General features: G+C 61.6%; 40 protein-coding genes. 34 read left to right on the plus strand and 6 right to left on the minus strand.

Translation table 11 applies throughout. The annotated features are described in order from the left end of the window. The 33 genes from FAZ11_RS23015 to FAZ11_RS23175 all read left to right on the plus strand — a co-directional run. On the plus strand, positions 1 to 327 hold a 327-nt coding region (locus FAZ11_RS23015), incomplete at its 5' end, for an EF-Tu C-terminal domain-related protein (RefSeq protein WP_023980248.1). Positions 328 to 499: 172 nt separating this feature from the next. Further along, positions 500 to 811 carry a 30S ribosomal protein S10 gene (gene rpsJ, locus FAZ11_RS23020; RefSeq protein WP_003243886.1) on the plus strand — a complete coding sequence of 104 codons (312 nt, stop codon included), beginning with the start codon at positions 500 to 502 and terminating at the stop codon, positions 809 to 811. Positions 812 to 894: 83 nt separating this feature from the next. Continuing rightward, on the plus strand, positions 895 to 1,530 hold the full coding sequence (rplC, locus tag FAZ11_RS23025) for a 50S ribosomal protein L3 (protein ID WP_058760898.1): 636 nt from the start codon (positions 895 to 897) through the stop codon (positions 1,528 to 1,530). Positions 1,531 to 1,543: 13 nt separating this feature from the next. Next, positions 1,544 to 2,146: a 50S ribosomal protein L4 gene (gene rplD, locus FAZ11_RS23030; protein ID WP_007161250.1), complete on the plus strand. Its 603-nt coding sequence runs from the start codon at positions 1,544 to 1,546 to the stop codon at positions 2,144 to 2,146. Continuing rightward, complete coding sequence (gene rplW / locus FAZ11_RS23035; RefSeq protein ID WP_007161249.1) at positions 2,143 to 2,442, plus strand: 50S ribosomal protein L23; 300 nt, start codon at positions 2,143 to 2,145, stop codon at positions 2,440 to 2,442. Before rplD ends, rplW begins: the two co-directional genes overlap by 4 nt. Before the next feature lie 12 nt (positions 2,443 to 2,454). Beyond that, positions 2,455 to 3,276 carry a 50S ribosomal protein L2 gene (gene rplB / locus FAZ11_RS23040; protein WP_058760897.1) on the plus strand — a complete coding sequence of 274 codons (822 nt, stop codon included), beginning with the start codon at positions 2,455 to 2,457 and terminating at the stop codon, positions 3,274 to 3,276. 18 nt (positions 3,277 to 3,294) lie between these two features. Continuing rightward, a complete protein-coding gene (gene rpsS / locus FAZ11_RS23045) occupies positions 3,295 to 3,570 on the plus strand; it encodes a 30S ribosomal protein S19 (protein ID WP_007161247.1) in 276 nt (91 codons plus the stop codon). Between the two features lie 12 nt (positions 3,571 to 3,582). Beyond that, complete coding sequence (gene rplV, locus FAZ11_RS23050) at positions 3,583 to 3,915, plus strand: 50S ribosomal protein L22 (RefSeq protein ID WP_007161246.1); 333 nt, start codon at positions 3,583 to 3,585, stop codon at positions 3,913 to 3,915. A 13-nt stretch (positions 3,916 to 3,928) separates the two neighbouring features. Beyond that, entirely contained in the window at positions 3,929 to 4,618 is a 690-nt protein-coding gene (gene rpsC, locus FAZ11_RS23055; RefSeq protein ID WP_007161245.1) for a 30S ribosomal protein S3, read from the plus strand. 12 nt (positions 4,619 to 4,630) lie between these two features. Then, a complete protein-coding gene (rplP, locus tag FAZ11_RS23060; RefSeq protein WP_017640282.1) occupies positions 4,631 to 5,044 on the plus strand; it encodes a 50S ribosomal protein L16 in 414 nt (137 codons plus the stop codon). Then, positions 5,044 to 5,235 carry a 50S ribosomal protein L29 gene (rpmC, locus tag FAZ11_RS23065; protein ID WP_007161243.1) on the plus strand — a complete coding sequence of 64 codons (192 nt, stop codon included), beginning with the start codon at positions 5,044 to 5,046 and terminating at the stop codon, positions 5,233 to 5,235. Before rplP ends, rpmC begins: the two co-directional genes overlap by 1 nt. Before the next feature lie 2 nt (positions 5,236 to 5,237). Then, positions 5,238 to 5,504 (plus strand): 30S ribosomal protein S17, encoded by a 267-nt coding sequence (gene rpsQ / locus FAZ11_RS23070; RefSeq protein ID WP_007161242.1) that lies wholly within the window; start codon positions 5,238 to 5,240, stop codon positions 5,502 to 5,504. 12 nt (positions 5,505 to 5,516) lie between these two features. Further along, entirely contained in the window at positions 5,517 to 5,885 is a 369-nt protein-coding gene (gene rplN / locus FAZ11_RS23075) for a 50S ribosomal protein L14 (protein ID WP_007161241.1), read from the plus strand. 12 nt (positions 5,886 to 5,897) lie between these two features. Then, entirely contained in the window at positions 5,898 to 6,212 is a 315-nt protein-coding gene (gene rplX, locus FAZ11_RS23080; protein ID WP_017640283.1) for a 50S ribosomal protein L24, read from the plus strand. A 19-nt stretch (positions 6,213 to 6,231) separates the two neighbouring features. Continuing rightward, complete coding sequence (gene rplE, locus FAZ11_RS23085; protein ID WP_007161239.1) at positions 6,232 to 6,771, plus strand: 50S ribosomal protein L5; 540 nt, start codon at positions 6,232 to 6,234, stop codon at positions 6,769 to 6,771. A gap of 13 nt (positions 6,772 to 6,784) precedes the next feature. Next, positions 6,785 to 7,090, plus strand: coding sequence for a 30S ribosomal protein S14 (rpsN, locus tag FAZ11_RS23090; protein WP_058760896.1), 306 nt, complete (start codon positions 6,785 to 6,787; stop codon positions 7,088 to 7,090). Between the two features lie 161 nt (positions 7,091 to 7,251). Then, positions 7,252 to 7,644, plus strand: coding sequence for a 30S ribosomal protein S8 (gene rpsH, locus FAZ11_RS23095; RefSeq protein ID WP_058760895.1), 393 nt, complete (start codon positions 7,252 to 7,254; stop codon positions 7,642 to 7,644). An 11-nt stretch (positions 7,645 to 7,655) separates the two neighbouring features. Continuing rightward, on the plus strand, positions 7,656 to 8,189 hold the full coding sequence (rplF, locus tag FAZ11_RS23100; RefSeq protein ID WP_058760894.1) for a 50S ribosomal protein L6: 534 nt from the start codon (positions 7,656 to 7,658) through the stop codon (positions 8,187 to 8,189). 10 nt (positions 8,190 to 8,199) lie between these two features. After that, complete coding sequence (gene rplR, locus FAZ11_RS23105) at positions 8,200 to 8,550, plus strand: 50S ribosomal protein L18 (RefSeq protein ID WP_058760893.1); 351 nt, start codon at positions 8,200 to 8,202, stop codon at positions 8,548 to 8,550. Between the two features lie 3 nt (positions 8,551 to 8,553). After that, positions 8,554 to 9,054, plus strand: coding sequence for a 30S ribosomal protein S5 (gene rpsE / locus FAZ11_RS23110; RefSeq protein WP_058760892.1), 501 nt, complete (start codon positions 8,554 to 8,556; stop codon positions 9,052 to 9,054). A 2-nt stretch (positions 9,055 to 9,056) separates the two neighbouring features. Beyond that, a complete protein-coding gene (gene rpmD, locus FAZ11_RS23115; RefSeq protein WP_007161233.1) occupies positions 9,057 to 9,239 on the plus strand; it encodes a 50S ribosomal protein L30 in 183 nt (60 codons plus the stop codon). A gap of 3 nt (positions 9,240 to 9,242) precedes the next feature. Next, on the plus strand, positions 9,243 to 9,677 hold the full coding sequence (gene rplO, locus FAZ11_RS23120) for a 50S ribosomal protein L15 (RefSeq protein ID WP_007161232.1): 435 nt from the start codon (positions 9,243 to 9,245) through the stop codon (positions 9,675 to 9,677). Further along, positions 9,678 to 11,009 (plus strand): preprotein translocase subunit SecY, encoded by a 1,332-nt coding sequence (gene secY / locus FAZ11_RS23125; RefSeq protein WP_058760891.1) that lies wholly within the window; start codon positions 9,678 to 9,680, stop codon positions 11,007 to 11,009. Between the two features lie 30 nt (positions 11,010 to 11,039). Continuing rightward, positions 11,040 to 11,156: a 50S ribosomal protein L36 gene (gene rpmJ, locus FAZ11_RS23130; RefSeq protein WP_002555468.1), complete on the plus strand. Its 117-nt coding sequence runs from the start codon at positions 11,040 to 11,042 to the stop codon at positions 11,154 to 11,156. 130 nt (positions 11,157 to 11,286) lie between these two features. Beyond that, positions 11,287 to 11,643 (plus strand): 30S ribosomal protein S13, encoded by a 357-nt coding sequence (rpsM, locus tag FAZ11_RS23135; protein ID WP_007161230.1) that lies wholly within the window; start codon positions 11,287 to 11,289, stop codon positions 11,641 to 11,643. 30 nt (positions 11,644 to 11,673) lie between these two features. Continuing rightward, positions 11,674 to 12,063, plus strand: a complete 390-nt coding sequence (rpsK, locus tag FAZ11_RS23140) for a 30S ribosomal protein S11 (protein WP_003281811.1) — start codon at positions 11,674 to 11,676, stop codon at positions 12,061 to 12,063. Positions 12,064 to 12,079: 16 nt separating this feature from the next. Next, a complete protein-coding gene (gene rpsD, locus FAZ11_RS23145; protein ID WP_017640289.1) occupies positions 12,080 to 12,700 on the plus strand; it encodes a 30S ribosomal protein S4 in 621 nt (206 codons plus the stop codon). A gap of 22 nt (positions 12,701 to 12,722) precedes the next feature. Beyond that, complete coding sequence (locus FAZ11_RS23150; protein WP_058760890.1) at positions 12,723 to 13,724, plus strand: DNA-directed RNA polymerase subunit alpha; 1,002 nt, start codon at positions 12,723 to 12,725, stop codon at positions 13,722 to 13,724. 44 nt (positions 13,725 to 13,768) lie between these two features. Further along, the gene (rplQ, locus tag FAZ11_RS23155) at positions 13,769 to 14,158 is read left to right on the plus strand and encodes a 50S ribosomal protein L17 (RefSeq protein ID WP_007161227.1); all 390 of its coding nucleotides are present in this window, start codon (positions 13,769 to 13,771) and stop codon (positions 14,156 to 14,158) included. 200 nt (positions 14,159 to 14,358) lie between these two features. Further along, on the plus strand, positions 14,359 to 15,816 hold the full coding sequence (locus FAZ11_RS23160) for a catalase (RefSeq protein ID WP_058772833.1): 1,458 nt from the start codon (positions 14,359 to 14,361) through the stop codon (positions 15,814 to 15,816). A gap of 145 nt (positions 15,817 to 15,961) precedes the next feature. Then, positions 15,962 to 18,166: a YccS family putative transporter gene (gene yccS, locus FAZ11_RS23165; RefSeq protein ID WP_193557179.1), complete on the plus strand. Its 2,205-nt coding sequence runs from the start codon at positions 15,962 to 15,964 to the stop codon at positions 18,164 to 18,166. Between the two features lie 87 nt (positions 18,167 to 18,253). Continuing rightward, positions 18,254 to 19,153: a sugar nucleotide-binding protein gene (locus FAZ11_RS23170; protein ID WP_193557178.1), complete on the plus strand. Its 900-nt coding sequence runs from the start codon at positions 18,254 to 18,256 to the stop codon at positions 19,151 to 19,153. Then, the gene (locus tag FAZ11_RS23175) at positions 19,146 to 20,075 is read left to right on the plus strand and encodes an NAD-dependent epimerase/dehydratase family protein (protein ID WP_058772834.1); all 930 of its coding nucleotides are present in this window, start codon (positions 19,146 to 19,148) and stop codon (positions 20,073 to 20,075) included. The genes FAZ11_RS23170 and FAZ11_RS23175 overlap by 8 nt, the downstream gene beginning before the upstream one ends. A 78-nt stretch (positions 20,076 to 20,153) precedes the next feature. Here FAZ11_RS23175 and FAZ11_RS23180 read toward each other — a convergent pair whose 3' ends face one another. From FAZ11_RS23180 to FAZ11_RS23200, 5 genes are all read right to left on the minus strand, one after another. Next, entirely contained in the window at positions 20,154 to 20,843 is a 690-nt protein-coding gene (locus FAZ11_RS23180) for an OmpW/AlkL family protein (protein WP_058772835.1), read from the minus strand. 95 nt (positions 20,844 to 20,938) lie between these two features. Next, a complete protein-coding gene (locus FAZ11_RS23185) occupies positions 20,939 to 21,433 on the minus strand; it encodes a DUF3299 domain-containing protein (RefSeq protein WP_058760885.1) in 495 nt (164 codons plus the stop codon). 14 nt (positions 21,434 to 21,447) lie between these two features. Continuing rightward, positions 21,448 to 22,701 (minus strand): ABC transporter permease, encoded by a 1,254-nt coding sequence (locus FAZ11_RS23190; RefSeq protein WP_058772836.1) that lies wholly within the window; start codon positions 22,699 to 22,701, stop codon positions 21,448 to 21,450. A gap of 1 nt (position 22,702) precedes the next feature. Beyond that, positions 22,703 to 23,410 (minus strand): ABC transporter ATP-binding protein, encoded by a 708-nt coding sequence (locus tag FAZ11_RS23195; RefSeq protein WP_058766823.1) that lies wholly within the window; start codon positions 23,408 to 23,410, stop codon positions 22,703 to 22,705. A gap of 7 nt (positions 23,411 to 23,417) precedes the next feature. Further along, complete coding sequence (locus FAZ11_RS23200; RefSeq protein ID WP_058760882.1) at positions 23,418 to 23,969, minus strand: ZrgA family zinc uptake protein; 552 nt, start codon at positions 23,967 to 23,969, stop codon at positions 23,418 to 23,420. 122 nt (positions 23,970 to 24,091) lie between these two features. Between FAZ11_RS23200 and FAZ11_RS23205 the strand changes: the two genes are divergently transcribed. Beyond that, positions 24,092 to 24,439 (plus strand): hypothetical protein, encoded by a 348-nt coding sequence (locus tag FAZ11_RS23205; protein WP_058760881.1) that lies wholly within the window; start codon positions 24,092 to 24,094, stop codon positions 24,437 to 24,439. 137 nt (positions 24,440 to 24,576) lie between these two features. On the opposite strand, the gene trxA is transcribed toward FAZ11_RS23205, so the two are convergent. Then, positions 24,577 to 25,446 (minus strand): thioredoxin, encoded by an 870-nt coding sequence (gene trxA, locus FAZ11_RS23210; protein ID WP_058772837.1) that lies wholly within the window; start codon positions 25,444 to 25,446, stop codon positions 24,577 to 24,579. Between the last annotated feature and the right edge of the window lie 9 nt (positions 25,447 to 25,455).

The following is a 25,455-nucleotide window of genomic DNA, read 5'->3' on the forward strand; positions in this document are numbered from 1 at the left end:
GTGGAGCGTGGCCAGGTTCTGGCCAAGCCGGGCACCATCAAGCCGCACACCAAGTTCGAGTGCGAAGTGTACGTGCTGTCCAAGGAAGAAGGTGGTCGTCACACCCCGTTCTTCAAGGGCTACCGTCCGCAGTTCTACTTCCGGACCACTGACGTGACCGGTAACTGCGAACTGCCGGAAGGCGTCGAGATGGTGATGCCGGGCGACAACATCAAAATGGTTGTCACCCTGATCGCTCCGATCGCCATGGAAGACGGTCTGCGTTTCGCCATCCGTGAAGGCGGTCGTACCGTCGGCGCCGGCGTGGTTGCCAAGATCATCGAGTAATCGATTGATCTGAAACGGAAAAAAGGCCCTTCGGGGCCTTTTTTCTTGCCTCGTGAAATTGACAGATGGCAAAAGAGCCGTTCTTGACAGTCGTGAGCGACATCCTTAGAATTGCGCCTCCTTTAATCGGGCACCTTTTTGCCCGAGGGGAAAGCTTGGAGTCTGAGGTCAAATGCAAAATCAACAAATCCGTATTCGGTTGAAGGCTTTTGATCATCGCCTGATCGATCAATCCACCCAGGAAATCGTGGAAACCGCGAAACGTACTGGTGCTCAGGTGCGTGGTCCGATTCCTCTGCCTACCCGCAAGGAACGTTACACTGTGCTGATTTCTCCGCACGTCAACAAGGACGCTCGTGACCAGTACGAAATTCGTACCCACAAGCGTGTGCTCGACATCGTTCAGCCCACCGACAAGACCGTCGATGCGCTGATGAAGCTCGATCTCGCCGCTGGCGTTGAAGTGCAAATCAGCCTCGGCTGAAACCTTTCGGTTTCAGTCGTGTAACGCTCTGAAATGGGCGGCCATAGCGGGTGAAAGCCCCGTACACTCAAGAGGTTCTCAACATGACGATTGGTGTAGTCGGTCGTAAATGCGGCATGACCCGCGTTTTCACCGAAGAAGGCGTTTCCGTTCCGGTTACGGTCATCGAGATCGAGCCGAATCGCGTAACCCAATTCAAAAGCGAAGAAACCGATGGCTATCGCGCCATTCAGGTAACCGTGGGTGAGCGTCGTGCCTCCCGCGTGACCAAGGCGCAAGCCGGTCACTTCGCCAAGGCCAGCGTAGCTGCTGGTCGTAGCGTCCTCGAATTCCGCCTGGAAGACGGTGAGTACAAGGCCGGTGACGAAGTCACTGTGGCCCTGTTCGAAGCCGGCCAGATGGTTGATGTCACTGGCCAGTCCAAAGGTAAGGGCTACGCCGGTACCATCAAGCGCTGGAACTTCCGTGGTCAGGACAACACCCACGGCAACTCCGTTTCCCACCGTGCACCTGGTTCCATCGGCCAGTGCCAGACTCCTGGTCGAGTGTTCAAGGGCAAGAAAATGTCCGGTCACCTGGGTGCGGAGCGTGTAACCGTTCAGTCGCTGGAAGTCGTGCGTGTAGACGCCGAGCGCAACCTGCTGCTGGTCAAGGGTGCCGTCCCCGGCGCGCCGGGTGGTGACGTGATCGTGCGTCCCGCTGTCAAGGCCCGTGGTTGAGAGGAGAGAGAACATGCAACTCAATGTGAATGGCTCTCAAGCTATCGAAGTCTCCGAGCACACCTTCGGCGGTGAATTCAACGAGACCCTGGTTCACCAGGCAGTCGTTGCCTACATGGCTGGCGGTCGTCAGGGCACCCGTGCCCAGAAGACCCGTTCCGAAGTCAGTGGTGGCGGCAAGAAGCCCTGGCGTCAGAAGGGCAGCGGTCGTGCCCGTGCCGGTACCATCCGCAGCCCCATCTGGCGTTCCGGTGGCGTGGCTTTCGCAGCCAAGCCCCAGGATCACAGCCAGAAGCTGAACAAGAAGATGTACCGCGCTGCACTGCGCTCCATCCTCGCCGAGCTGGTCCGTCTGGACCGTCTGGTCGTGGTTGACGACTTCGCCGTCGACGCGCCCAAGACCAAGACCCTGGTCAGCAAGCTGGACGGCCTGGGCCTGAGCGACGTGCTGATCGTGACCGACGCTGTCGACCAGAATCTGTATCTGGCCGCCCGCAACCTGCCTTTCGTCGACGTGCGTGATGTCCAGGGTTCCGACCCGGTCAGCCTGATCGCCTACGACAAGGTGCTGGTCACTGTGTCCGCCGTGAAGAAATTCGAGGAGCTGCTGGCATGAACCAGGAACGCGTATTCAAAGTGCTGCTTGGCCCGCACATCTCCGAGAAGGCCACCATGCTGGCGGACAGCCAGAAGCAGTTCGTATTCAAGGTTGCCACCGATGCAACCAAGCTGGAAATCAAGAAGGCCGTCGAGCAACTGTTCGAGGTCAAGGTTCGCAGCGTCAGCACCCTGAACGTCCAGGGCAAGACCAAGCGCACCGCTCGTGGTCTGGGCAAGCGTAACGACTGGAAAAAAGCGTACATCGCTCTCCAGCCGGGCCAGGATCTCGACTTTTCCAGCAGCGCCGAGTAATCAGGGGGCATCATGGCAATCGTAAAATGCAAGCCGACCTCCGCTGGCCGCCGCTTTGTGGTCAAGGTGGTCAACGCTGATCTGCACAAGGGCGCGCCTTACGCTCCGTTGCTGGAGAAGAAGAGCAAGTCCGGCGGCCGTAACAACAACGGTCGTATCACCACTCGCCACATCGGCGGTGGTCACAAGCAGCACTATCGTCTGGTCGATTTTCGTCGCAACAAGGATGGCATCCCTGCCGTCGTCGAGCGTATCGAATACGATCCGAACCGTACTGCACACATCGCTCTGCTGAAGTACGCCGATGGCGAGCGTCGCTACATCATCGCCCCCAAGGGCGTTGCTGCTGGTGATCAGCTCATGTCCGGCGCTGGCGCTCCCATCAAGGCCGGCAACAACCTGCCGCTGCGCAACGTCCCGGTCGGTAGCACCGTTCACGGTATCGAGCTGAAGCCTGGCAAAGGCGCTCAGATCGCTCGCTCCGCGGGTACCTCCGCTCAGCTGGTCGCCCGCGAAGGCGCCTACGTCACCGTGCGTCTGCGCAGCGGTGAAATGCGTAAGGTGCTGTCCGAGTGCCGTGCCACTCTGGGCGAAGTGTCCAACGGTGAGCACAGCCTGCGTTCGCTGGGTAAGGCCGGTGCCACCCGCTGGCGTGGCGTGCGTCCGACCGTTCGTGGTGTTGCCATGAACCCGGTCGATCACCCGCACGGTGGTGGTGAGGGTCGTACTTCCGGTGGCCGTCATCCGGTTTCGCCGTGGGGCGTCAAGACCAAGGGTCTCAAGACGCGCTCCAACAAGCGTACCGACAAGATGATTGTCCGTCGCGGCAAGTAATCAGTAGAGGATTCGACTGTGCCCCGTTCTCTGAAGAAAGGTCCTTTTATCGATCTTCACCTGTTGAAGAAGATCGAAGTCGCGGTGGAAAAAAACGAGCGCAAGCCGATCAAGACCTGGTCGCGTCGTTCGATGATCCTGCCGCAAATGGTCGGCCTGACCATCGCTGTGCACAACGGTCGTCAACATGTCCCCGTTCTGGTGAACGAAGACATGGTCGGCCACAAACTCGGCGAGTTCGCTGCTACCCGCACCTATCGCGGTCATGCGGCTGACAAGAAAGCCAAGCGTTAAGGGGTAAGGAAGATGGAAGTAGCCGCTAAGCTGTCGGGCGCTCGTATCTCCGCCCAGAAAGCCCGCTTGGTCGCCGACCAGATTCGCGGGAAGAAGGTGGGCGAAGCGCTCAACCTGTTGACTTTCAGCAGCAAGAAAGCCGCTGAAATCATGAAGAAAGTGCTGGAGTCGGCCGTGGCCAACGCCGAGCACAATGAAGGCGCCGACGTGGATGACCTGAAGGTTTCCACCGTCTTCGTAAACGAAGGTCGTTCGCTCAAGCGCATCATGCCGCGTGCCAAAGGTCGTGCTGATCGCATCGTGAAGCGGTCTTGCCATATCACGGTCAAGGTTGCGGACAAGTAACGGAGTCGATCAGATGGGTCAGAAAGTACATCCCAATGGCATTCGCCTGGGTATCGTCAAGGAGCACACTTCGGTCTGGTACGCGGATAAGCGCACTTATGCGGACTATCTGCTGGCCGACCTGAAGGTTCGTGAGTACCTCCAGGACAAACTAAAAAGCGCGTCCGTAAGCCGTATCGATATTCATCGTCCGGCTCAAACCGCACGCATCACCATCCACACCGCTCGTCCCGGTATCGTGATCGGCAAGAAAGGTGAGGATGTCGAGAAGCTGCGTCAGGACCTGACCGCAAGAATGGGTGTGCCCGTGCACATCAACATCGAAGAGATCCGCAAGCCGGAGCTCGACGGTGCCCTGGTTGCGCAGAGCGTTGCGCAGCAGCTTGAGCGTCGTGTGATGTTCCGTCGCGCCATGAAGCGCGCCGTGCAGAATGCGATCCGCATTGGTGCCAAAGGCATCAAGATTCAGGTGAGCGGTCGTTTGGGCGGTGCTGAAATCGCCCGTACCGAGTGGTATCGGGAAGGTCGTGTGCCCCTGCACACCCTGCGTGCCGATATCGACTACGCCACTGCGGAAGCTCACACCACCTACGGTGTGATCGGTGTGAAGGTCTGGATCTTCAAAGGCGAGGTCATTGGTGGCCGCCAGGAAGAACTGAAGCCCGTCGCCCCGGCTCCGCGCAAAAAAGCTGCTGCTAAGTAAGGAGTACGCAACATGCTGCAACCCAAGCGTACAAAATTCCGCAAGCAGATGACCGGCCACAACCGTGGTCTGGCTCATCGCGGTAGCAAGGTCAGCTTCGGCGAGTACGCGCTGAAGGCTGTCGGCCGTGGCCGTCTGACCGCTCGCCAGATCGAATCCGCACGTCGTGCGCTGACCCGTCACGTGAAGCGTGGCGGCAAGATCTGGATCCGCGTCTTCCCTGACAAGCCTGTCACCAAGAAGCCTCTCGAAGTGCGGATGGGTAAAGGTAAGGGTAGTGTCGAGTACTGGGTAGCCCAGATCCAGCCGGGCAAGGTCCTGTACGAGATCGAGGGTGTTTCCGAGGATCTGGCTCGTCAGGCATTCGCCCTGGCCGCTGCCAAGCTTCCGCTCGAAACCTCCTTTGTTAAGCGGACGGTGATGTGATGAAAGCGAAAGATTTGCGTGAGAAATCCGTAGAGGAGCTGAACGAGCAGCTTCTCAACCTGCTGCGTGACCAGTTCAATCTGCGTATGCAGAAGGCAACTGGCCAGTTGGGTCAGTCTCACATGCTCTCGCAAGTGAAGCGCGACATCGCTCGCGTCAAGACTGTGCTGAACCAGCAAGCAGGTAAGTGATCATGGCTGAAGCTGAAAAAACTGTCCGTACGCTGACCGGCCGAGTGGTCAGCGACAAGATGGACAAAACCGTGACCGTACTGATCGAGCGTCGCGTCAAGCACCCGATCTACGGTAAATACGTGAAGCGTTCCACCAAGCTGCACGCTCACGACGAAACCAATCAGTGCCGCATTGGTGACCTGGTCACCATTCGCGAAACCCGCCCGCTGGCCAAGACCAAGGCGTGGACCCTGGTTGACGTCGTCGAGCGCGCCGTTCAGGTATAAGGGTAGAGAGCCATGATCCAGACTCAATCCATGCTTGACGTCGCCGACAACAGCGGCGCTCGTCGCGTGATGTGCATCAAGGTGCTTGGCGGTTCCCACCGCCGCTACGCCGGTATCGGCGACATCATCAAGGTCACCGTCAAGGAAGCAATTCCGCGCGGCAAGGTGAAGAAAGGTCAGGTGATGACTGCTGTCGTCGTGCGTACCAAGCACGGCGTCCGTCGCACCGACGGTTCCATCATCCGCTTCGACGGTAACGCCGCGGTTCTGCTGAACAACAAGCAAGAGCCGATTGGCACCCGTATCTTTGGGCCGGTGACCCGTGAACTTCGCTCCGAGAAGTTCATGAAGATCGTCTCCCTTGCCCCCGAAGTGCTGTAAGGAGTAGCCGACATGCAAAAGATTCGTCGTGACGACGAGGTAATCGTCATTGCCGGCAAGGACAAGGGCAAGCGTGGCAAGGTGCTGAAGGTGCTCGCCGATGACCGTCTGGTCGTTGGTGGGGTCAACCTGATCAAGCGCCACACCAAGCCCAACCCCATGCTGGGCGTTCAGGGTGGCATCGTAGAGAAAGAAGCCCCTCTGCATGTCTCCAACGTTGCCATTTTCAACTCCGAGACCAACAAGGCTGACCGCGTTGGTTTCAAAGTCGAAGACGGCAAGAAGATTCGTATCTTCAAGTCGACCCAAAAAGCGGTCCAGGCCTGAAGCTGCTAGGTAGATCACCATGGCTCGATTGAAAGAGATTTATCGGAAGGAAATCGCGCCCAAGCTGAAAGAGCAGCTTCAGCTGGGTAACGTGATGGAAGTTCCGCGCATCACCAAGATCACCTTGAACATGGGTCTGGGCGAAGCGGTCGGTGACAAGAAGATCATCGACAACGCTGTAGCTGACCTGGAAAAGATCGCTGGTCAAAAGCCGGTCGTGACTTATGCCCGCAATTCCATTGCTGGCTTCAAGATTCGCGAAGGCTGGCCGATCGGCGTCAAGGTGACCCTGCGTAGCGATCGCATGTACGAATTCCTGGATCGTCTGCTGTCCATCTCCCTGCCGCGCGTACGTGACTTCCGCGGCCTGAATGCCAAGTCCTTCGATGGTCGTGGCAACTACAGCATGGGCGTGAAAGAGCAGATCATCTTCCCGGAAATCGATTACGACAAGATCGATGCGCTGCGTGGTATGGACATCACACTGACCACCACCGCTCGTACCGACGAGGAAGGCCGTGCGCTGCTGCGTGCGTTCAACTTCCCGTTCCGTAACTGATTGAGGTCTTCAGATGGCTAAGCAAAGCATGATTAACCGCGAGCTGAAGCGTCAGCAGACGGTTGCCAAGTACGCCAAGAAGCGCGCCGAGCTGAAGGCGACCATCGGTAACGTCAATGCCTCCCCCGAGGAGCGTTGGAATGCCCAGGTCGCCCTGCAGAAGCAGCCCCGTGACGCCAGCGCCAGCCGCCTGCGTAACCGCTGCCGCCTGACCGGTCGTCCGCACGGCGTCTACCGCAAGTTCGGTCTGTCCCGCATCAAGCTGCGTGAAGCAGCCATGCGCGGTGACGTGCCCGGCCTGGTGAAGGCCAGCTGGTAACAGCTAGCGCCTTTCATCGCGGTAATTGAATCAAGCCCCTTTTGGGGCTTGATTCGTTTCTGGCCGATCTCTAGAATGCTCGGCTCGCCCGAATCGGCCTATTGCCGAGGGGTGATTTTGAGAGCCGGAAGGCTCGTTTCTGTATTAGGAGCTAATAGCCCATGAGTATGCAGGACCCGTTAGCAGACATGCTAACTCGTATCCGTAATGCCCAGATGGCTGAAAAGACCGTCGTGAGCATGCCTTCTTCCAAGCTGAAGGCAGCCGTTGCCAAAGTCCTCAAGGATGAAGGTTACATTGCGGATTTTCAGGTCAGCGCGGAAGCCAAGCCGTTGCTGTCCATCGAGCTGAAGTATTTCGAAGGCAAGCCTGTCATCGAAGAACTCAAGCGTAGCAGCCGTCCCGGTCTGCGCCAGTACAAAGCCGTTGATCAGCTGCCGAAAGTGCGTGGCGGTCTGGGCGTGTCGATCGTTTCCACCAACAAAGGTGTGATGACTGATCGCGCAGCCCGTGCTGCTGGTGTTGGCGGCGAAGTGCTCTGCACAGTCTTCTAAGGGGAATCAGCATGTCTCGCGTTGCTAAAAACCCCGTAAGACTGCCTGCGGGCGTCGAAGTGAATCTGGCCGGTCAGGCTCTTTCGATCAAGGGTGCCAAGGGCGCTCTGGAGCTGAAGGTCCATCCGTCCGTAGAAGTTACCCAAGAGTCCGGTGAGCTGCGTTTCGCTGCTCGCAATGGCGATCAGCAGACCCGTGCGATGGCCGGCACCACCCGTGCCCTGGTCAACAACATGGTGATCGGCGTTAGCCAGGGCTTCGAGCGCAAGCTGCAACTGGTCGGTGTGGGCTACAAGGCCCAGGCCAAAGGTCAGGTGCTGAACCTCGCTCTGGGCTTCTCTCACCCTGTGGACTACGAACTGCCGCAAGGCATCACCGCAGAAACCCCCAACCAGACCGACATCCTGATCAAGGGTATCGACAAGCAGCTGGTAGGTCAGGTTGCGGCTGAGATTCGTGGTTTCCGTCCGCCGGAGCCTTACAAGGGCAAAGGTGTACGGTACGCCGACGAAGTCGTCCACCGTAAAGAAGCCAAGAAAAAGTAGGGCATAGCAAATGACCGTCAAGAAAGAAACCCGACTGCGTCGCGCTCGCAAGGCTCGCCTGAAGATGCGCGAACTGGAAGCGGTCCGTCTGTGCGTGTACCGCTCTTCCCAGCACATCTATGCCCAGGTCATCGCGGCCGACGGCAGCAAGGTCCTGGCCAGCGCTTCTACGCTGGACAAAGAACTGCGCGAGAGCGCTACCAGCAACGTCGAGGCGGCCAAGAAAGTTGGTCTGCTGGTCGCCGAGCGTGCCAAGGCCGCTGGTGTTACCCAGGTAGCCTTTGATCGTTCTGGCTTCAAGTACCATGGTCGCGTCAAGGCGCTGGCCGACGCTGCTCGTGAAGGCGGGCTGGAGTTCTAAGTCATGGCAAATAACGATCAAAAGCGCGACGAAGGCTACATCGAGAAGCTGGTTCAAGTTAACCGCGTAGCCAAAACCGTGAAAGGCGGCCGTATCTTCGCCTTCACCGCTCTGACCGTGGTTGGCGATGGCAAAGGCCGCGTTGGCTTCGGCCGTGGCAAGGCCCGCGAAGTGCCTGCTGCCATCCAGAAAGCGATGGAAGCTGCTCGCCGCAACATGATCCAGGTGGATCTGAACGGCACCACCCTGCAGTACCCGGTCAAGGCCGCCCATGGCGCCTCCAAGGTGTACATGCAGCCCGCTTCCGAAGGTACCGGCATCATCGCCGGCGGTGCCATGCGCGCCGTGCTGGAGGTGGCAGGTGTCCAGAACGTCCTGGCCAAGTGCTACGGCTCCACCAACCCGGTAAACGTAGTGTACGCGACCTTCGAAGGTCTCAAGCACATGCAGGCGCCGGAAGCTGTTGCTGCCAAGCGTGGCAAGAGCGTCGAGGAGATTCTCTGATCATGGCTAATGCAACCGTCAAGGTCACGCTGATCAAGAGCGTCCACGGCCGTCTGGCCAATCACAAGGCTTGCGTCAAGGGTCTCGGCCTGCGTCGCATCGGTCACACCGTCGAAGTTCAGGACACCCCTGAAAATCGCGGCATGATCAACAAGGCCTACTACCTTCTGCGTGTGGAGGGTTAAGTCATGAAATTGAACGATCTGCGTTCCGCTCCCGGCGCTCGCCGTGAAAAGCTGCGTCCCGGTCGTGGTATCGGTAGCGGCCTGGGTAAGACCGGTGGTCGCGGCCACAAGGGTCTGACCTCCCGCTCCGGCGGTAAGGTCGCTCCCGGCTTCGAGGGCGGTCAGCAGCCGCTGCACCGTCGTCTGCCCAAGTTCGGCTTCGTTTCGCTGAAGGCCCTGGACCGTGCCGAGGTTCGTACCTCCGAGCTGGCCAAGGTCGATGTCGACGTGGTCGATCTGCAGGCGCTGAAAGACGCCAACGTGATCAGCCGTGACATCAAGCGTGTCAAGGTCGTGCTGTCCGGCGACGTCACTCGTGCCGTCACCCTGAAGGGCATTGGTGCCACCAAGGGCGCACGTGCAGCCATCGAAGCAGCTGGCGGCAAGATCGAGGAATAAATGGCTAAGCAAGGTGCTCTCTCTGCGCTCAGCAAGAGCGGTGGTATGTCCGAGCTGTGGACCCGCCTCCGATTCCTGTTTCTGGCGATCATCGTCTACAGGATCGGTGCGCACATCCCTGTTCCGGGTATCAATCCCGATCAGCTGGCCGCACTGTTCAGGCAGAACGAGGGGACCATTCTTAGCCTCTTCAACATGTTCTCCGGCGGTGCGCTGGAGCGGATGAGCATCTTTGCCCTGGGGATCATGCCGTACATCTCGGCATCGATCATCATGCAGCTGCTTACCGCGATCAGCCCACAGCTGGAGCAATTGAAGAAAGAGGGTGAGTCTGGTCGTCGCAAGATCAGCCAGTACACCCGTTACGGCACGCTGGTTCTGGCGCTCGTTCAGGCCACCGGGATGTCGGTAGGGCTCGCCAGTCAGGGCGTGGCGTTCAGTGTGGGTTTCAGCTTCTACTTCGTCGCTGTCACCACCTTTGTCGCCGGTGCTCTGTTCATGATGTGGCTCGGTGAGCAGATCACCGAGCGCGGTATCGGCAACGGCATCTCGATGCTGATCTTCGCTGGTATCGTCGCGGGCTTGCCTCGCGCCATCGGTCAGTCCTTCGAATCGGCACGTCAAGGCGACATCAATATCTTCGCGCTGATCATCGTTGGTGTGGTGGCTGTGGCCATCATCGCCTTCGTGGTGTTCATCGAGCGCGGGCAGCGTCGTATTGCCGTGCACTACGCCAAGCGTCAGCAGGGCCGCAAGGTCTTCGCTGCGCAGAACAGCCACCTGCCGCTCAAGGTGAACATGGCTGGGGTCATCCCAGCGATCTTCGCCAGTAGCATCCTGCTGTTCCCGGCGTCGCTCGGTTCGTGGTTCGGTCAGTCCCAGGGGCTTGGTTGGTTGCAGGACGTGGCTCAGGCCATCGCGCCCGGCCAACCGCTGAATATCTTGCTGTTTAGTGCAGGGATCATCTTCTTCTGCTTCTTCTATACAGCGCTGATGTTCAACCCCAAGGACGTAGCCGAGAACCTGAAGAAATCCGGGGCGTTCATTCCGGGCATTCGTCCAGGTGAGCAGTCCGCGCGCTACATCGACGGCGTGCTGACCCGGCTGACCATGTTTGGTGCCCTGTACATGACGGCGGTGTGCTTGTTGCCCCAGTTTCTGGTGGTCGCGGCGAACGTGCCGTTCTATCTCGGTGGGACCTCGTTGCTGATCGTGGTGGTTGTGGTCATGGACTTCATGTCCCAGGTCCAGTCCCATCTCGTATCTCATCAATACGAGTCCCTGATGAAGAAAGCCAACCTGAAGGGCTATGGCAGCGGCATGATGCGCTGATCCGTTACCCGTAAGGTTAGAGGAGTTGTCATGAAAGTTCGTGCATCGGTCAAGAAGCTGTGCCGTAACTGCAAGATCATTCGCCGCGAAGGTGTCGTGCGCGTGATCTGCAGCGCTGAACCGCGTCACAAGCAGCGCCAAGGCTGAGTGTGAATCACGCGTCTAACCCGGCAGCTAGTGTGCTGCCGGGTTGATCATTTGTTCCTACAGCGTTAATATCGCGCGCCCTTTTCTTGGCTTCCGGGGCGTCGGTAGCTGTCAATTGGAGTTTTTCTGAATGGCCCGTATTGCAGGCGTCAACATTCCAGATAACAAGCACACTGTTATCTCGCTGACCTACATCTATGGTGTCGGTCGCACCACCTCTCAGAAGATCTGCGCGGCCACCGGCATCGAGCCGACCGCCAAGATCAAAGAACTGAGCGACGAGCAGGTCGATCAGCTGCGTAACGAGGTCGCCAAAATCCTCACCGAGGGTGACCTGCGCCGCGAAATCAACATGAACATCAAGCGCCTGATGGATCTGGGTTGCTACCGCGGTCTGCGTCACCGCCGTGGTCTGCCGGTCCGTGGTCAGCGCACCAAGACCAATGCCCGTACCCGTAAGGGCCCGCGCAAGCCGATCCGCAAGTAATCGCATCCGCGAATCGACAGGAATCTAGTCATGGCAAAACCTGCTGCTCGTCCTCGTAAGAAAGTCAAAAAGACAGTGGTTGATGGCATCGCCCATATCCACGCCTCTTTCAACAACACCATCGTGACCATCACCGATCGTCAGGGCAACGCTTTGTCCTGGGCGACCTCCGGTGGCTCCGGCTTCCGTGGCTCCCGTAAGAGCACCCCGTTCGCTGCCCAGATTGCAGCCGAACGTGCCGGCCAAGCCGCTCTGGAATATGGTCTGAAGAATCTGGACGTGAACGTCAAAGGTCCCGGCCCCGGCCGTGAGTCCGCTGTTCGCGCCCTGAACGCCTGTGGTTACAAAATCGCCAGCATCACCGACGTGACGCCCATCCCGCACAACGGGTGCCGTCCGCCGAAGAAGCGTCGCGTGTAATAGGAGACAGTGAGAAATGGCTCGTTACATTGGTCCCAAGTGCAAACTGTCCCGCCGCGAAGGCACTGATCTCTTCTTGAAGAGCGGCGCTCGTGCCCTCGACTCGAAGTGCAAGCTGGAAACCGTTCCTGGTCAACACGGCCAGCGTCGCGGTCGTCTGTCCGACTACGGTCTGCAGCTGCGTGAAAAGCAGAAAGTCCGCCGTATCTATGGCGTGCTCGAGCGTCAGTTCGCTGGTTACTATCAGGAAGCTGCCCGTCGTAAGGGCGCTACCGGTGAAAACCTGCTGCAACTGCTCGAGTGCCGTCTGGACAACGTGGTGTATCGCATGGGCTTCGGCGCCACTCGCGCCGAATCGCGCCAGCTGGTCTCCCACAAGTCGATCACCGTTAACGGTCAGACCGTCAACATTCCCTCCTATCAGGTCAAGGTCGGTGACGTCGTCGCTGTCCGTGAAAAGGCCAAAAACCAGCTGCGTATCGCTCAAGCTCTCGAGCTGTGCGGCCAGCGTGGCCGTGTTGAGTGGGTCGAAGTGAGCACCGAGAAAAAGGAAGGCACCTTCAAGAGCGTGCCGGCCCGTGGTGATCTCTCCGCCGACATCAACGAAAACCTGATTGTCGAGCTCTACTCCAAGTAAGGGCTAGAAAGTAGGTGCATCCATGCAGAGTTCGGTAAATGAGTTCCTGACCCCCCGCCATATCGATGTGCAGGCGGTTAGTCAGACCCGTGCCAAGATCACCCTCGAGCCTCTCGAGCGTGGTTTCGGCCATACCTTGGGCAACGCGCTGCGGCGTATCCTGTTGTCCTCCATGCCTGGCTGCGCGGTAGTCGAAGCAGAGATCGACGGTGTTCTGCACGAATACAGCGCCATCGAAGGCGTGCAGGAAGACGTGATCGAGATCCTGCTCAACCTCAAGGGTCTGGCCATCAAGTTGCACGGTCGTGACGAAGTCACCCTGAGCCTGAGCAAGAAAGGTCAGGGGCCGGTTCTGGCCTCCGACATTCAGGTCGATCACGATGTCGAGATCGTCAACGGCGATCACGTCATCGCTCACCTGGCGGACAACGGTTCGCTGAACATGAAGCTGAAAATCGCGCGCGGTCGTGGCTATGAGCCCGCCGATGCACGTCAGAGCGAAGAAGACGAAACCCGTGCCATCGGTCGTCTGCAGCTCGACGCTTCGTTCAGCCCGGTGCGTCGTGTGGCGTACGTGGTGGAAAACGCTCGGGTCGAGCAGCGTACCAACCTGGACAAGCTCGTGCTTGACCTGGAAACCAACGGTACTCTGGATCCGGAAGAAGCCATCCGTCGTGCTGCCACCATCCTGCAACAGCAGCTGGCTGCGTTCGTCGACCTCAAGGGCGACAGCGAGCCGGTCGTGGTTGAACAGGAAGACGAGATCGATCCGATCCTGTTGCGTCCGGTAGACGATCTGGAACTGACCGTTCGTTCGGCTAACTGCCTCAAGGCGGAGAACATCTACTACATCGGTGACCTGATTCAGCGTACCGAAGTGGAGCTGCTCAAGACCCCGAACCTGGGTAAGAAGTCCCTGACCGAAATCAAGGACGTCTTGGCCTCCCGTGGTCTGTCGCTCGGTATGCGCCTGGACAACTGGCCCCCTGCAAGCCTTAAGAAGGACGACAAGGCTACTGCCTGATCGTCATTGTTCACCGAACGTTAGTTTGGGAAGGAATTTCAATCATGCGTCATCGTAAAAGTGGTCGTCATCTGAGCCGCACGAGCGCACACCGCAAGGCCATGTTCCAGAACATGGCTGTGTCGCTGTTCGAGCACGAGCTGATCAAAACTACCCTGCCGAAAGCCAAGGAACTGCGCCGCGTTGCCGAGCCGCTGATCACCTTGGCCAAGGAAGACAGCGTCGCCAACCGTCGCCTGGCTTTCGACCGTACTCGTTCGAAAGCTGCCGTTGGCAAGCTGTTCAACGACCTGGGTAAGCGCTACGCCAACCGTCCGGGTGGCTACCTGCGTATCCTGAAGTGCGGTTTCCGCGCTGGCGACAACGCCCCCATGGCGTACGTCGAGCTGATCGACCGTCCGGTCGGCGGTACCGTGGAACAGGCTGCTGAGTAAGTAGCCGCGTTCTGGAAAAAGCCGGGCTTCTGCCCGGCTTTTTCATGCCCGGCGTTTGGCCAAGGCTTGGATACCGTAGTGAAAGCGTTTCGTTTATTTTCTATTAGGTCGCTAGGATCAATAAATTAGTCCTAAAGTATTGCCTTGGCGATACTTCTCCCAGGCGCGATTAGCCAACGCTATCCAGAGGGAGACAGCCTGTGACCGATACCAAGATCCTTACCACCGCCAGCGGCATTCCGGTGGCCGATAACCAGAATTCCCGTACTGCCGGCCCCCGTGGCCCGCTGATGCTCGACGATTTCCATCTGGTCGAGAAGCTGGCGCACTTCAACCGTGAAGTCATTCCCGAGCGCCGCGTTCATGCCAAGGGCTCCGCTGCCTATGGCACCTTTACTGTGACCCAGGACATCACGCACCTGACCAGTGCCAAGCTGTTCGCCAGCGTGGGTAAGCGGACCGAAACCATCCTGCGTTTTTCCACCGTGGGTGGTGAGCGGGGATCGGCGGATACCGAGCGCGATCCCCGGGGGTTCGCCTTGAAGTTCTATACCGAAGAAGGCAACTGGGACATCGTCGGCAACAACACCCCGGTGTTCTTCATCCGCGATCCGCTCAAGTTCCCCGACTTCATCCATACCCAGAAGCGCGATCCCTGGAGCAACCTGAAGAGTCCGCAGATGATGTGGGATTTCTGGTCGCTGTCGCCGGAGTCGCTGCACCAGGTCACCATCCTGTTCTCGGATCGCGGCATTCCGGATGGCTATCGCTTCATGCATGGCTTCGGTAGCCACACCTTCAGCCTGATCAATGCCCAGGGTGAGCGGCACTTCGTGAAGTTCCACTTCAAGAGCCAGCAGGGTATCAAGAACCTGGCGCCGGCCGAGGCGGCCCGTCTGGCCGGTACCGATCCGGATTACAGCCAGCGCGACCTGTTCCAGGCCATCGAGCGCGGCGAATTCCCACGCTGGACGATGTGCATCCAGGTGATGAGCGAGCAGGAAGCGGCCGGCCGCGCCGAGAACCCCTTCGACGTGACCAAGGTGTGGTCGCAGAAGGATTATCCGCTGCAGGAAGTCGGCGTACTGGAGCTCAACCGCAATCCGCAGAACTACTTCGCCGAAGTGGAGCAGGCCTCCTTTGCGCCGAGCAACGTGGTGCCGGGCGTAGGCCTGTCGCCGGATCGCATGTTGCAAGGCCGGGTGTTCGCCTATGCCGATGCCCAGCGCTATCGGGTCGGGACCAACTACCAGCAACTGCCGGTCAACGCGCCGCGCTGCCCCTATGCCAACAACCAGCGTGACGGCGCCATGCGTTTCGATGGCAATGGCGGCTCCCTGCCCAACTACGAGCCGAACAGCTATGGCCATACGCCCAAGCAGGCGCCGCAATACCGCAAGCCGGCGCTGAACTTCGCCGGTCCGGCCGATCGCTACGACCACCGCGTCGATGAGGACTACTTCAGCCAGGCCGGTGCCCTGTTCCGCCTGATGAACTCTGACCAGCAGGCCTTGCTGATCGGCAATATCGTCGGCGCCCTGGGTTCGGTGACCCGTGACGTCCAGCTGCGCCAGATCGGTCATTTCCTCAAGGCCGATCCCGCCTACGGCCTGGGTGTGGCCAAGGGCTTGGGGATAGATCCCAGCGAAGTAGCCTGATACAGGCTTGGAAAAGGCCCGGCCGATGCCGGGCTTTTTTTCGTCCGTTAAAAAAATCGTGGAAAGGCTGTCTCGGACGCCTCGGGCGACGTCGCAATGCTAAGGTTCGCATCAAGCGCGAAAACTCGAGGCTAGCTCTGCCGTCATGACTCTGTTCGGAGTGTCTTTGCGCCAATTGTGGGCGCATGAAAAAGCCAGCTATGGCGTGCGCGTCTTTGTCGCCCTGAGTGGCGCCATGGCCGTCTGCTGGTCGCTGGGCGATCTGCGTGCGCTGTCGCCGGTATTCCTGGGCATCATCGCCAGTGCTTTGGCGGAGACCGACGACAGCTGGCTGGGCCGGCTCAAGTCGCTGGTGGTGACGCTGCTGTGTTTTGCCGTAGCGGCCTTCTCGGTGGAGTTGCTGTTTCCCTATCCCTGGATCTTCGTGGTGGGATTGGGACTCGCCACCTTCAGCCTGACCATGCTCGGCGCCATCGGCGAGCGCTATGCCTCGGTCGCGCAAGCCACGGTGATCCTGTCGATCTACGCCATGATCGGGGTGGATCAGCGGCTGGGTACCCAGATGCCGCTGTGGTACGAGCCGGCACACCTCTTGGCTGGTGCGCTGTGGTATGGCTTTCTATCGGTACTATGGTGCGCGTTGTTCGCCCATCAGCCCGTTCGCCAGAATCTGTTCGCGCTCTATGGCGAGCTGGGCATCTTCCTGAAGCTCAAGGCCGAGATGCTCGAGCCGGTACGGGGTGTCGACCTGCATCAGCGGCGCGTGCTGCTGGCGCAGCAGAATGGCAAGGTGGTGCAGGCGCTGAACCAGGCCAAGGCGACCATTCTCAATCGCTTCGGCCGTTCGGGGCGGCCCGGTGCGCGCTCGGGCCGCTATTTCCGGCTGTATTTCATGGCCCAGGACATCCACGAGCGTGCCAGCTCGTCGCACTATCCCTACAGCGCGCTCACCGAGGCCTTCTTCCATAGCGACATCCTGTTTCGCTGCCAGCGTCTGCTCAAGTTGCAGGCCAGTGCCTGCTTCAACCTGGGCGAGGCGATCAGGCTCGGTCAGCCCTTCGAGTATGGGCAGCAAAGCCAGCAAGGCCTGACCGATCTGCAGGCCTCTCTGGAATATCTCAAGCAGCAACAGAATCCACGCTGGCGCAGTCTGCTGCGCTCGCTGGATCTGCTCGGCCACAACCTTTCGACCCTGGAGCGGCAGTTTTCCGAAGCGGGCACCAGCGATTCGGGGGCGACGGATCTCGATACCAGTCTGCTCGATCCTTCCGCGCGCTCGCTGCGGGAAGTCTTCCGGCGCATCCGTCTGCAGCTCACGCCGACCTCGCTGCTGTTCCGTCATGGCCTGCGCATGGCCCTGGCGCTGATGATCGGCTATGGCGTGTTGCACCTGATCCATCCGGTGAACGGCTATTGGATCCTGCTCACCACGGTGTTCGTGTGCCGGCCACAGTACGGGGCGACCCGAGTACGGCTGGTGCAGCGGATCGTCGGCACGGTGATCGGGCTGCTGCTGGGCAGTGCCCTGCTGGAGTTGTTCACCCAGCCGGAGATCCAGCTGCTGCTGGCGCTGGTCGGTGGGCTGGTGTTCTTCATCACCCGTACGGATCGCTACACCATCGCCACTGCGGCCATCACCCTGATGGTGCTGTTCTGCTTCAACCAGGTGGGTAACGGTTTCATGCTGATCTGGCCACGCCTGCTGGACACCCTCATGGGTTGTCTGATCGCGGTACTGGCGGTGTTCTTCATCCTGCCGGACTGGCAGGGGCGACGGCTGCATCAGGTGATGGCCAATACGCTGCGCACCAATGCCCTATACCTGCGCCGTCTGCACGAGCAGTACCGCACCGGCAAGCGCGACGACCTCGACTATCGCGTGGCGCGCCGTAATGCCCATAACGCCGATGCGACGCTGTCCGCCGCCTTGGCCAACATGCTGCGGGATCCCGGGCATTTCCGCCGTAATCTGGAAGCCGGTTTTCGCTATCTGGCGCTATCCAACACGCTGCTGGGTTATCTGTCGGCCCTGGGTGCGCATCGGCGTCAGCTGGAGGCGACCGAGCACGATGCCCTGGTGGAGCGCGCCGTGACCCGGATCGCCGAGGGCATGGAGGCTATCGCCACCGCAGTGGCGGAGCGGCGCAGCCTGCCGCCGACGGCCGAGGAAGAAAGTACCCTGGCCGATGAGCTGGAAGCCGCGGCAGACGGCAATGACGATGGCTATCGGCTGGTCTGCACCCAACTGGCCTTGATCTGCCGCTTGCTACCCAATCTCAAGAGCGCCGCCAACCATACCTTGCGCGAACAAACCCGTGAACAGCCCGCCGCGAGTACGGTCGATGCTTGAGCAAGGCTGGCGCGACGCGCTATGTTGGCCGATGTGCGTCGAATCCCTCGACGTCTGTTTCTGCTGGTTTGAAGGCTGTTCCGACTCATGCGTATGCGTCTTCTAGTAGTGGGCGGGGAAAGCGCCCTGGGCAAGGCGCTGCTGAGCGCGGGTGCCGAAGCGGGCATCGACTTCATCGCTCCCGATATGCCAACGGAAGGCTGGTATGCCGCTGGCTTGACCGAGGCGCTTGACCGCGTGCGTCCGGGCGCGGTGATCAATCTCGCCTATTACCACGACTGGTTGCAGGCGGCGGATTTCGATCCGGCCGCGATGCAACGTCAGGCGCTGGCGGTGCAACGGCTGGCCGGCCTCTGCCAGCACTACCAGATTCCACTGATCCAACCGTCCAGTTATCGGCTTTTCGATGGCTCGCGCGTAGCCGGCTATAGTGAAAAAGACCTTCCGCGGCCTCCAGGCGCGCGCGGCGAGGCGCTCTGGCGGGTCGAGCAATTGGTGCGGGCACTCTGCCCGATGCACATCCTGCTGCGCCTGGGCTGGGTGCTGGATGAGTCGGTAGACGGCCGCCTGGGGCGCCTGCTGCGGCAGATGAATGACGAGCAGGTCGTTGCGCAGTCGGGCGATCGGCGTGGCAATCCGACCACCGTGAGCGATGTCGCCCGGGTGCTGTTGGCCATCGTCAAGCAGCTCGATTGCGGAGCGCCGCTGTGGGGGACCTATCACTACGGGGCCCAGGAAGCGGTCTCGGAGTTGGGCCTGGCCGAGACCCTCGCCACGCTCTGGCAGGAGTTCGACCGGCCGGTGCATTGCGAATGGCAGGACGTGCCGCATCAAGAGCGCGCGGATGCCGTGGAGGAGCCACAACATGGGGTGTTGATCAGCCGCAAGCTGCTCAACACCTTCGGGATCAAGGCGCGACGCTGGCAGCAGGAGTTGCCGGCGCTATTGCAGGGCTTTCGGCAGGACGAGGTAGGTTTCGATGAGTAATGCGCCCATTCTGATCACTGGCGGTGCCGGTTTCATCGGCTCGCACCTGGCAGATGCGCTGCTGGCCCGCGGCCAGCACGTGCGGATATTGGACGATCTGAGTACCGGCAAGCGCGAGAATCTGCGCCTGGACGATGAGCGACTCGAGCTGCGAGTGGGCGACGTGGCCGATGCCGCGACGCTGGAAGCCGCAGTAGCGGGCTGCGCGGCGGTGGTACATCTGGCGGCGGTAGCCTCGGTGCAGGCCTCGGTGGAGGACCCGGTGGGCACCCACAGAGCCAACTTCATTGGCACCCTGAATCTGTGCGAAGCCATGCGCAAGGCCGGGATCAAGCGGGTGGTCTATGCCTCCAGCGCAGCGGTCTACGGCGCCAACGGCCAGGGCCAGGCCATCGACGAGGAGCTGCCCAAGGCGCCGCTGACGCCCTATGCGGCGGACAAGCTGGCTGGGGAGTACTACTTCGATTTCTATCGTCGCGAGCACGGTCTGGAGCCCGCGATCTTTCGCTTCTTCAACATCTACGGACCGCGGCAGGATCCGTCTTCGCCCTATTCGGGGGTGATCAGCATCTTCACCGAGCGCGCCCGGCGGAAGACGCCGATCACGGTGTTCGGCGACGGCGAACAGACCCGTGATTTCGTCTACGTGGCCGATCTGGTGGACATCCTGGTGCAGGCGCTGGAAGCCTCCGCGGTGACAGCCGGGGCGGTGAATGTGGGGCGGGGTGAGACCATCAGCCTGAACGGTCTGCTGACCGAGATTGGCCAGGTGCTCGGTGGCCTGCCAGAGGTGACCCATGGCGCGGCGCGCGCGGGGGACATCCGTCATTCGAAGGCGGATAACAGCCGCCTGCGCGAGCGCTTCGATTTCAGTCGGCCCACGGCCATGGGGGCGGGGCTAGCGGCGTTGTTGCGCGACTAGCAACTGGGGCCAGGGGCGCACCCTGGCCCGTTGGGCTTCGACGGTGGAGCTGTCTCAGCGCCAACCTACGAAGTGGGCCTAGAAGCGATAACCCAGGCCGACCATGTACACCCAGGGATCCACGTCCAGATCGACCTTGGCACGGGCGCCGAGGGCGGTGTTATCGACGTGGGCGGTGGTCGAGATGTCGAGGTAGCGGATCTGGGCGTTGAGCATCACCCGATCGGTGAGCATGACATCGGCGCCGACCTGGGCGGCCCAGCCCCAGGAATTGTCGGCGCGGAAATTGTCGAAGCCGGCCGCGCTGGCCTCGCTGCCGACGTGCTCGTCATAGATCCAGGTGTAGTTGAGACCGGCGCCGACATAGGGTTGGAATCTCGCCTTGGCGTCCAGCGGGTAGTAGACCAGGCTCAGGGTGGGAGGCAGGTGCTTGAGGCTGCCCAGCTTGCCGTTGGCGGCGTCCAGCCCGGTGCCCTTGATGTTGACCTGGTGCTCGAAGGGGGTGGCGGCCAGCAGCTCGATGCCCAGGTGGTCGGTGAGCATGTAGGCGACGTTGAGGCCCAGTTGGGTGTCGCTGTCCATGGTCGCCTTGCCGCCGAGGTTGGCGCCGCTCAGGGCGCCCCGGTCGATCTTGACGTCGGAGCTACGCTCGTGGGGATCCACGGTGATGGCGCCGGCGCGCAGGATGATATCGCCCGCCTGGTGGGCCTGGGCGAGGGGGGTGACCAGGGCGAGGGCGAGCAGGCTGAGACGGAAGAGAGGACGCATGGCAGGGCTCCGAAGACGCTGAGAAAAGCTCGGAGCAGCCTAGCGAAGGCGGGGCGGTGGACTCTTGATCTCGCTCAAGGGAGATGACGTCCCCCTCAGGAGCCGTCCCCTTTCATGACGTAGGGAAGGATGCGCTGCGCCTGCATCCAATAGCCGGCGACGGCCACCTCGCTGCGCTGGGTGCCTACGCCCAGGCGGCCCTCCACCCAGTAGGGCAGGTGCAGCTTGGACAGCCAGAGGTCGTGACTGCCCTTGACGTAGACGATCTGGTTGCCCGGCGGGGGCGGGACATGGATGCAGGCGCCGTAGTAGGGCACCAGCAGGAATTCGGTGACTTCGCCCTCTTCGGTGACCATCAGCGGCACCACGTAGCCGGGCAGGCGGACGTCCTGGCCGTCCAGCGCGGCTACCGTGGGGGCGTCCGGCCAGGGCTGGCTGGCGGCCGGGCCGTCTTCGCCGAGGCCGTGGTCGATGCTGCCTGGATTGAAGCGCGGCGCATCGGCCGGCACCAGTTCGCGCCAGGCGAGTTGGCGGGGTTCGGCCTGCGCCCAGGACAGCCAGCACAGCAACAACAGGAGCGCCAGGCGCATGGTGGAGCCTCGTTCTACAGTCGCACGGACAACCCGTCCGTGAGGGCCTGGCGACAACCACGCCAAGCCGGGATGCAGCCGAGCACCAGGGCCGCGAGCAGGATGCCGCCGAGCAGTTGCCAATCGTAGAGCGAAGGCCAGTCCAGCGGCAATGCCAGGCCGTATTCCGCCAGCAGCCAGGGCCGGCCCAGGGCGATGGCGCCGTAGAGCAAAGCCAGGCCGCCCAGGCAGCCAGCCAGGGTCAGGCCGAGCGCTTCGGCCAGTAGCAGAGCGAACAGATGACGTGGCTGGGCGCCCACCGAGCGCAGGATGGCCATCTCCCGGCGCCGCTCGTTGAGGCTGGCGAGCAGGGCGGTAAGCATGCCCACCAGGCCGGTGAGCACCACGCAGAGCGACATCACCAGCAGCGCCTGTTCCGCCGTGCCGAGCAGGCCCCAGAGTTCCTGCAGGGCCACGCCGGGCAGGATGGCCATCAGGGGTTCGCCGCTGTAGTTGTTGATCGCGCGCTGGAGGGCGAAGGTGGCCACTCGGCTCTTGAGGCCGACCAGGGCGGCGGTGAGATCCTTGGGCGTGAGATCGCGCTGGCGCACCTCGGCGTCGCTCAGCGAGGGACCGGGCATGCCGCCGCGCCAGTCCAGGTGTAGGGCGGTCATGCCGGTGAGGGGGATATGCAGGGTGCGGTCGACCGGGGTGCCGGTGGGGGCCAGGATGCCGACCACGGTGAAGGGGTGGTCGCTGTGCTCGGTCAGGGCGATGGTGGCGACGCCATGGGCCAGCACGAGCTTGTCGCCCAGCCGATAGTGCAGCGCCTTGGCCACCTCGGCGCCCAGCACCACCTCGAAGACATCCGCGAAAGGCCGGCCCTGGGCCAGGCGCAGGGGCTGGTTGCGGCCATAGTGATAGTGGGCGAAGTAGTTGCCGTCGGTGCCCAGTACCCGGTAGCCGCGGTGGGAGTCGCCCAGGGACAGCGGGATGGTCCAGGCGACGCGCGGGTCGGCGGCGAGTTTCTCGTAGCTTTCCCAGCGGATGTTGTTGGTGGCGTTGCCGATGCGGAACACCGAATAGAGCAGCAGGTTGACCGCGCCGGAACGTGCGCCCACCACCAGGTCGGTGCCGGCGATGGTGCTGGCGAAGCTGGCCTTGGCCTCGGTGCGCAGGCGTTCGACGCCCAGCAGCAAGGCTACCGAGACGGCGATGGTGAAGACGGTGAGCAGGGCGGTGGCGCGGCGATTGCGCAAGCTGGCCCAGGCCAGTGTGAGGAGGGGCATCCTAGGTCTCCGGCCGGGCGGCGTTGAGCTGGGCCAGGGTCAGGTGGCGATCGAAGCGACCGGCCAGGCTGCGGTCGTGGCTGACGAACAGCAGGCCGGCCCCGGCGGCGGCACATTCGGCGAACAACAGGTCCAGGAAGGCGTCGCGGTGATCGGTGTCCAGCGCCGAGGTGGGCTCGTCGGCGATCACCAGTTCCGGCTGGCCGATCAGGGCGCGGGCGGCGGCGACGCGCTGCTGCTGGCCGATGGACAGTTCGCGGGCCGGCCGCTTGGGCAGACTGGGATCATTCAGGCCCAGGGTGTGCAGCAGGGTGAGCGCGGCGCTTTGGGGATCGCCGTGGCGCGCGCGGGCGCGTTCGCGGCGTAGGGCCGAGAACTGGCAGGGCAGCAGGACGTTGTCCAACACCGAGAGAAAGGGCAGCAGATTGAACTGCTGGAAGAGAAAGCCGCTGTGGTCGACGCGAAAGCGGTCGCGCCGGGCGGTGGCGAGTTGACCGAGATTCTGGCCGAGCAGTCGCACCTGGCCGCGGCTGGGGCGTTGCACCCCGCCGAGCAGGGCGAGCAGGGTGGTCTTGCCGCTGCCCGAAGGGCCTTCGAGGAACAGCGTCTCGCCCGGCGCCAGGCTGAAATGCCGGATGTCCAAGCACTCTGCCTGACCGGGCCAGGCGAAGCCGAGATCCTGGATCTCGACCAGGGAGGCGGTAGTCACGAGCGCCTTACCATTTCAGCTGCGGTTGCTTGGCCGTCAGTTCGGCACCTTTTTGGCCGCTGGCGAGGATGGCCTGGACTTCGACGCTGTGGCTGTTGGGGAAGCGGGCGAACCAGCCGGAGAGATCCAGGCTGTCGAGGGCGGCAGGCTTGCTGCAGGTAAAGCTCATGCTGGCGTCCACGTCCAGATGGCCGCTGGCCTTGGTGCCCTTGGCGAACAGCGGGCTCTCGGCGCTGGCCTTGGCCAGTTGGCAACCCGCAGCGGCTGGCAGCTTCACCAACGCCTGGGGTTGTGCCAGGGTCTGCTGGAGGGCGGCGACGGCGTCCTTTTCCGCCTGGCTGTGCGGCGCATGTTCGAAGCCCAGCAGGTCGACGGCCGGACTGCTCCACTGCAGCTCCAGGCCGGTGTCGGTCTGGGCCAGGTCGAGATGGGACTCGCCATGCACGTGGGCACCGAGGGCGCCATGTTCGTGCTCGTCGTGGTCATCCTGGGTGCCGTGGGCGAACACCGGTTGCACGATGAGGGTGGCCAGACAGAGAGACAGCAGAGGCAGGCGCATGGGTGGCTTCCAAAAAATGGTGAGGCGCTATGTTATGTTGTTGCTTTTCTGGGCTGCAACCTTGGTTTGGCGCCGGTCGATGGCTGTGGGAGCATGGGACTCTGCAAGACGAGGAGAACACCATGGTACGCATCCGCGGAACCATCGGCAGCCAGCCCGTGGATCTCACGGTCGAGCTGGAAGAGGCCGACTGGCAGCGCCTGGCCGCTGCGCTCCGGCCGACGGAAGCAGCAACGGTCGCCGCGGCTCCAACGAGTGCGCCCAAGTCGGGCGGCGATATGCTGTGGGATCAGGTGGTGAAGCTGCTCAGCTCTGCCGGGCGGCTCAGCGGGCCGGACATCCTCGTGGCCCTGGAGAAGCTGACCGGCAATCTGGGCGTGGCCAAGCAACTGCTGGTACGGCTGAGGCATAGCCCCCAGGTGCGCATGGAGCGGGTGGGGGAGGCGCAGTTCTATATCTGGCAGGGCTGAGGCTGTGGCTGAGACTGTGGCGGGGAAGTGGAAAACGCTGCGCGGTTTTCCACGCTACGGTTGATCCACAGGGTGGCCGGCGCGCGGACTGTGGATAAGGCTGCGTCTGGAACGACGCAGCCGTCATCACTGAGCGCTTAGTACAGGGCCTGATAGAGGCGGCGGCGATAGGTGGCGACCAAGGGGTGGTCGTTACCCAGTAGGTCGAAGACTTGCACCAGGGTCTTGCGCGGTAGGTCGTCGCCATAGCCGCGATTGCGGCGGAACAATTCCAAGAGACCATCCAGTGCCGGCTCGTATTGCTGGCGGGCGAGTTGCTGCACGGCCAGTTGGTAGGCGGCTTCGTCGTCGCCGGCATCGCGGGCCAGGCGGCTCTTGAGGTCGGCGACCTCGGGCAGGCTTTCGGCCTGGCGCAGGAAGGTCAACTGAGCACGCGCGCCGGCCAGGGCCTGTTTGTGTTCGTCGCCCTTGACCGCCTCCAGCACCGCCTGGGCGTCATCCAGTTCATTGCGCTCGGCCAGACAGCGGGCATAGAGGATCAGCGCCAGGGCGTTGCTGTTGTCCTGCTCCAGCAGGGCCTTGAGCAGCGCCTCGGCCTCGGCGAAACGACCCTCGGCGAACAGCGCCTGGGCGGCCTCCAGCGGATCTTCTTCGGCCGGCGGCAGGGCCTGGACATGGGGTTCGAGCAGGGCGCGAATGGCCGATTCAGGCTGGGCGCCGGCGAAGCCATCCACCGGCTGGCCGTCCTTGAACAGCACCACGGTGGGCAGGCTGCGGATGCCGAATCTCATCACCAGCTCTTGCTCGATGTCGCAATTGACCTTGGCGAGGTGCAGGGCGCCGCCGTAGGACTCGGTGATCTTGGCCAGCAGCGGCATCAGCACCTTGCAGGGCGCGCACCACTCGGCCCAGAAGTCCACCAGCACCGGGGTCGTGAAGGAGGCATCGATGACCTGTTGCTGGAAGTTATCGAGGGTGGCGTCGAAAATGTAGGGGACCTGGCTCATGGCGGACTC

Source organism: Pseudomonas rhizoryzae (assembly GCF_005250615.1).
Lineage (GTDB): Bacteria > Pseudomonadota > Gammaproteobacteria > Pseudomonadales > Pseudomonadaceae > Chryseomonas > Chryseomonas rhizoryzae.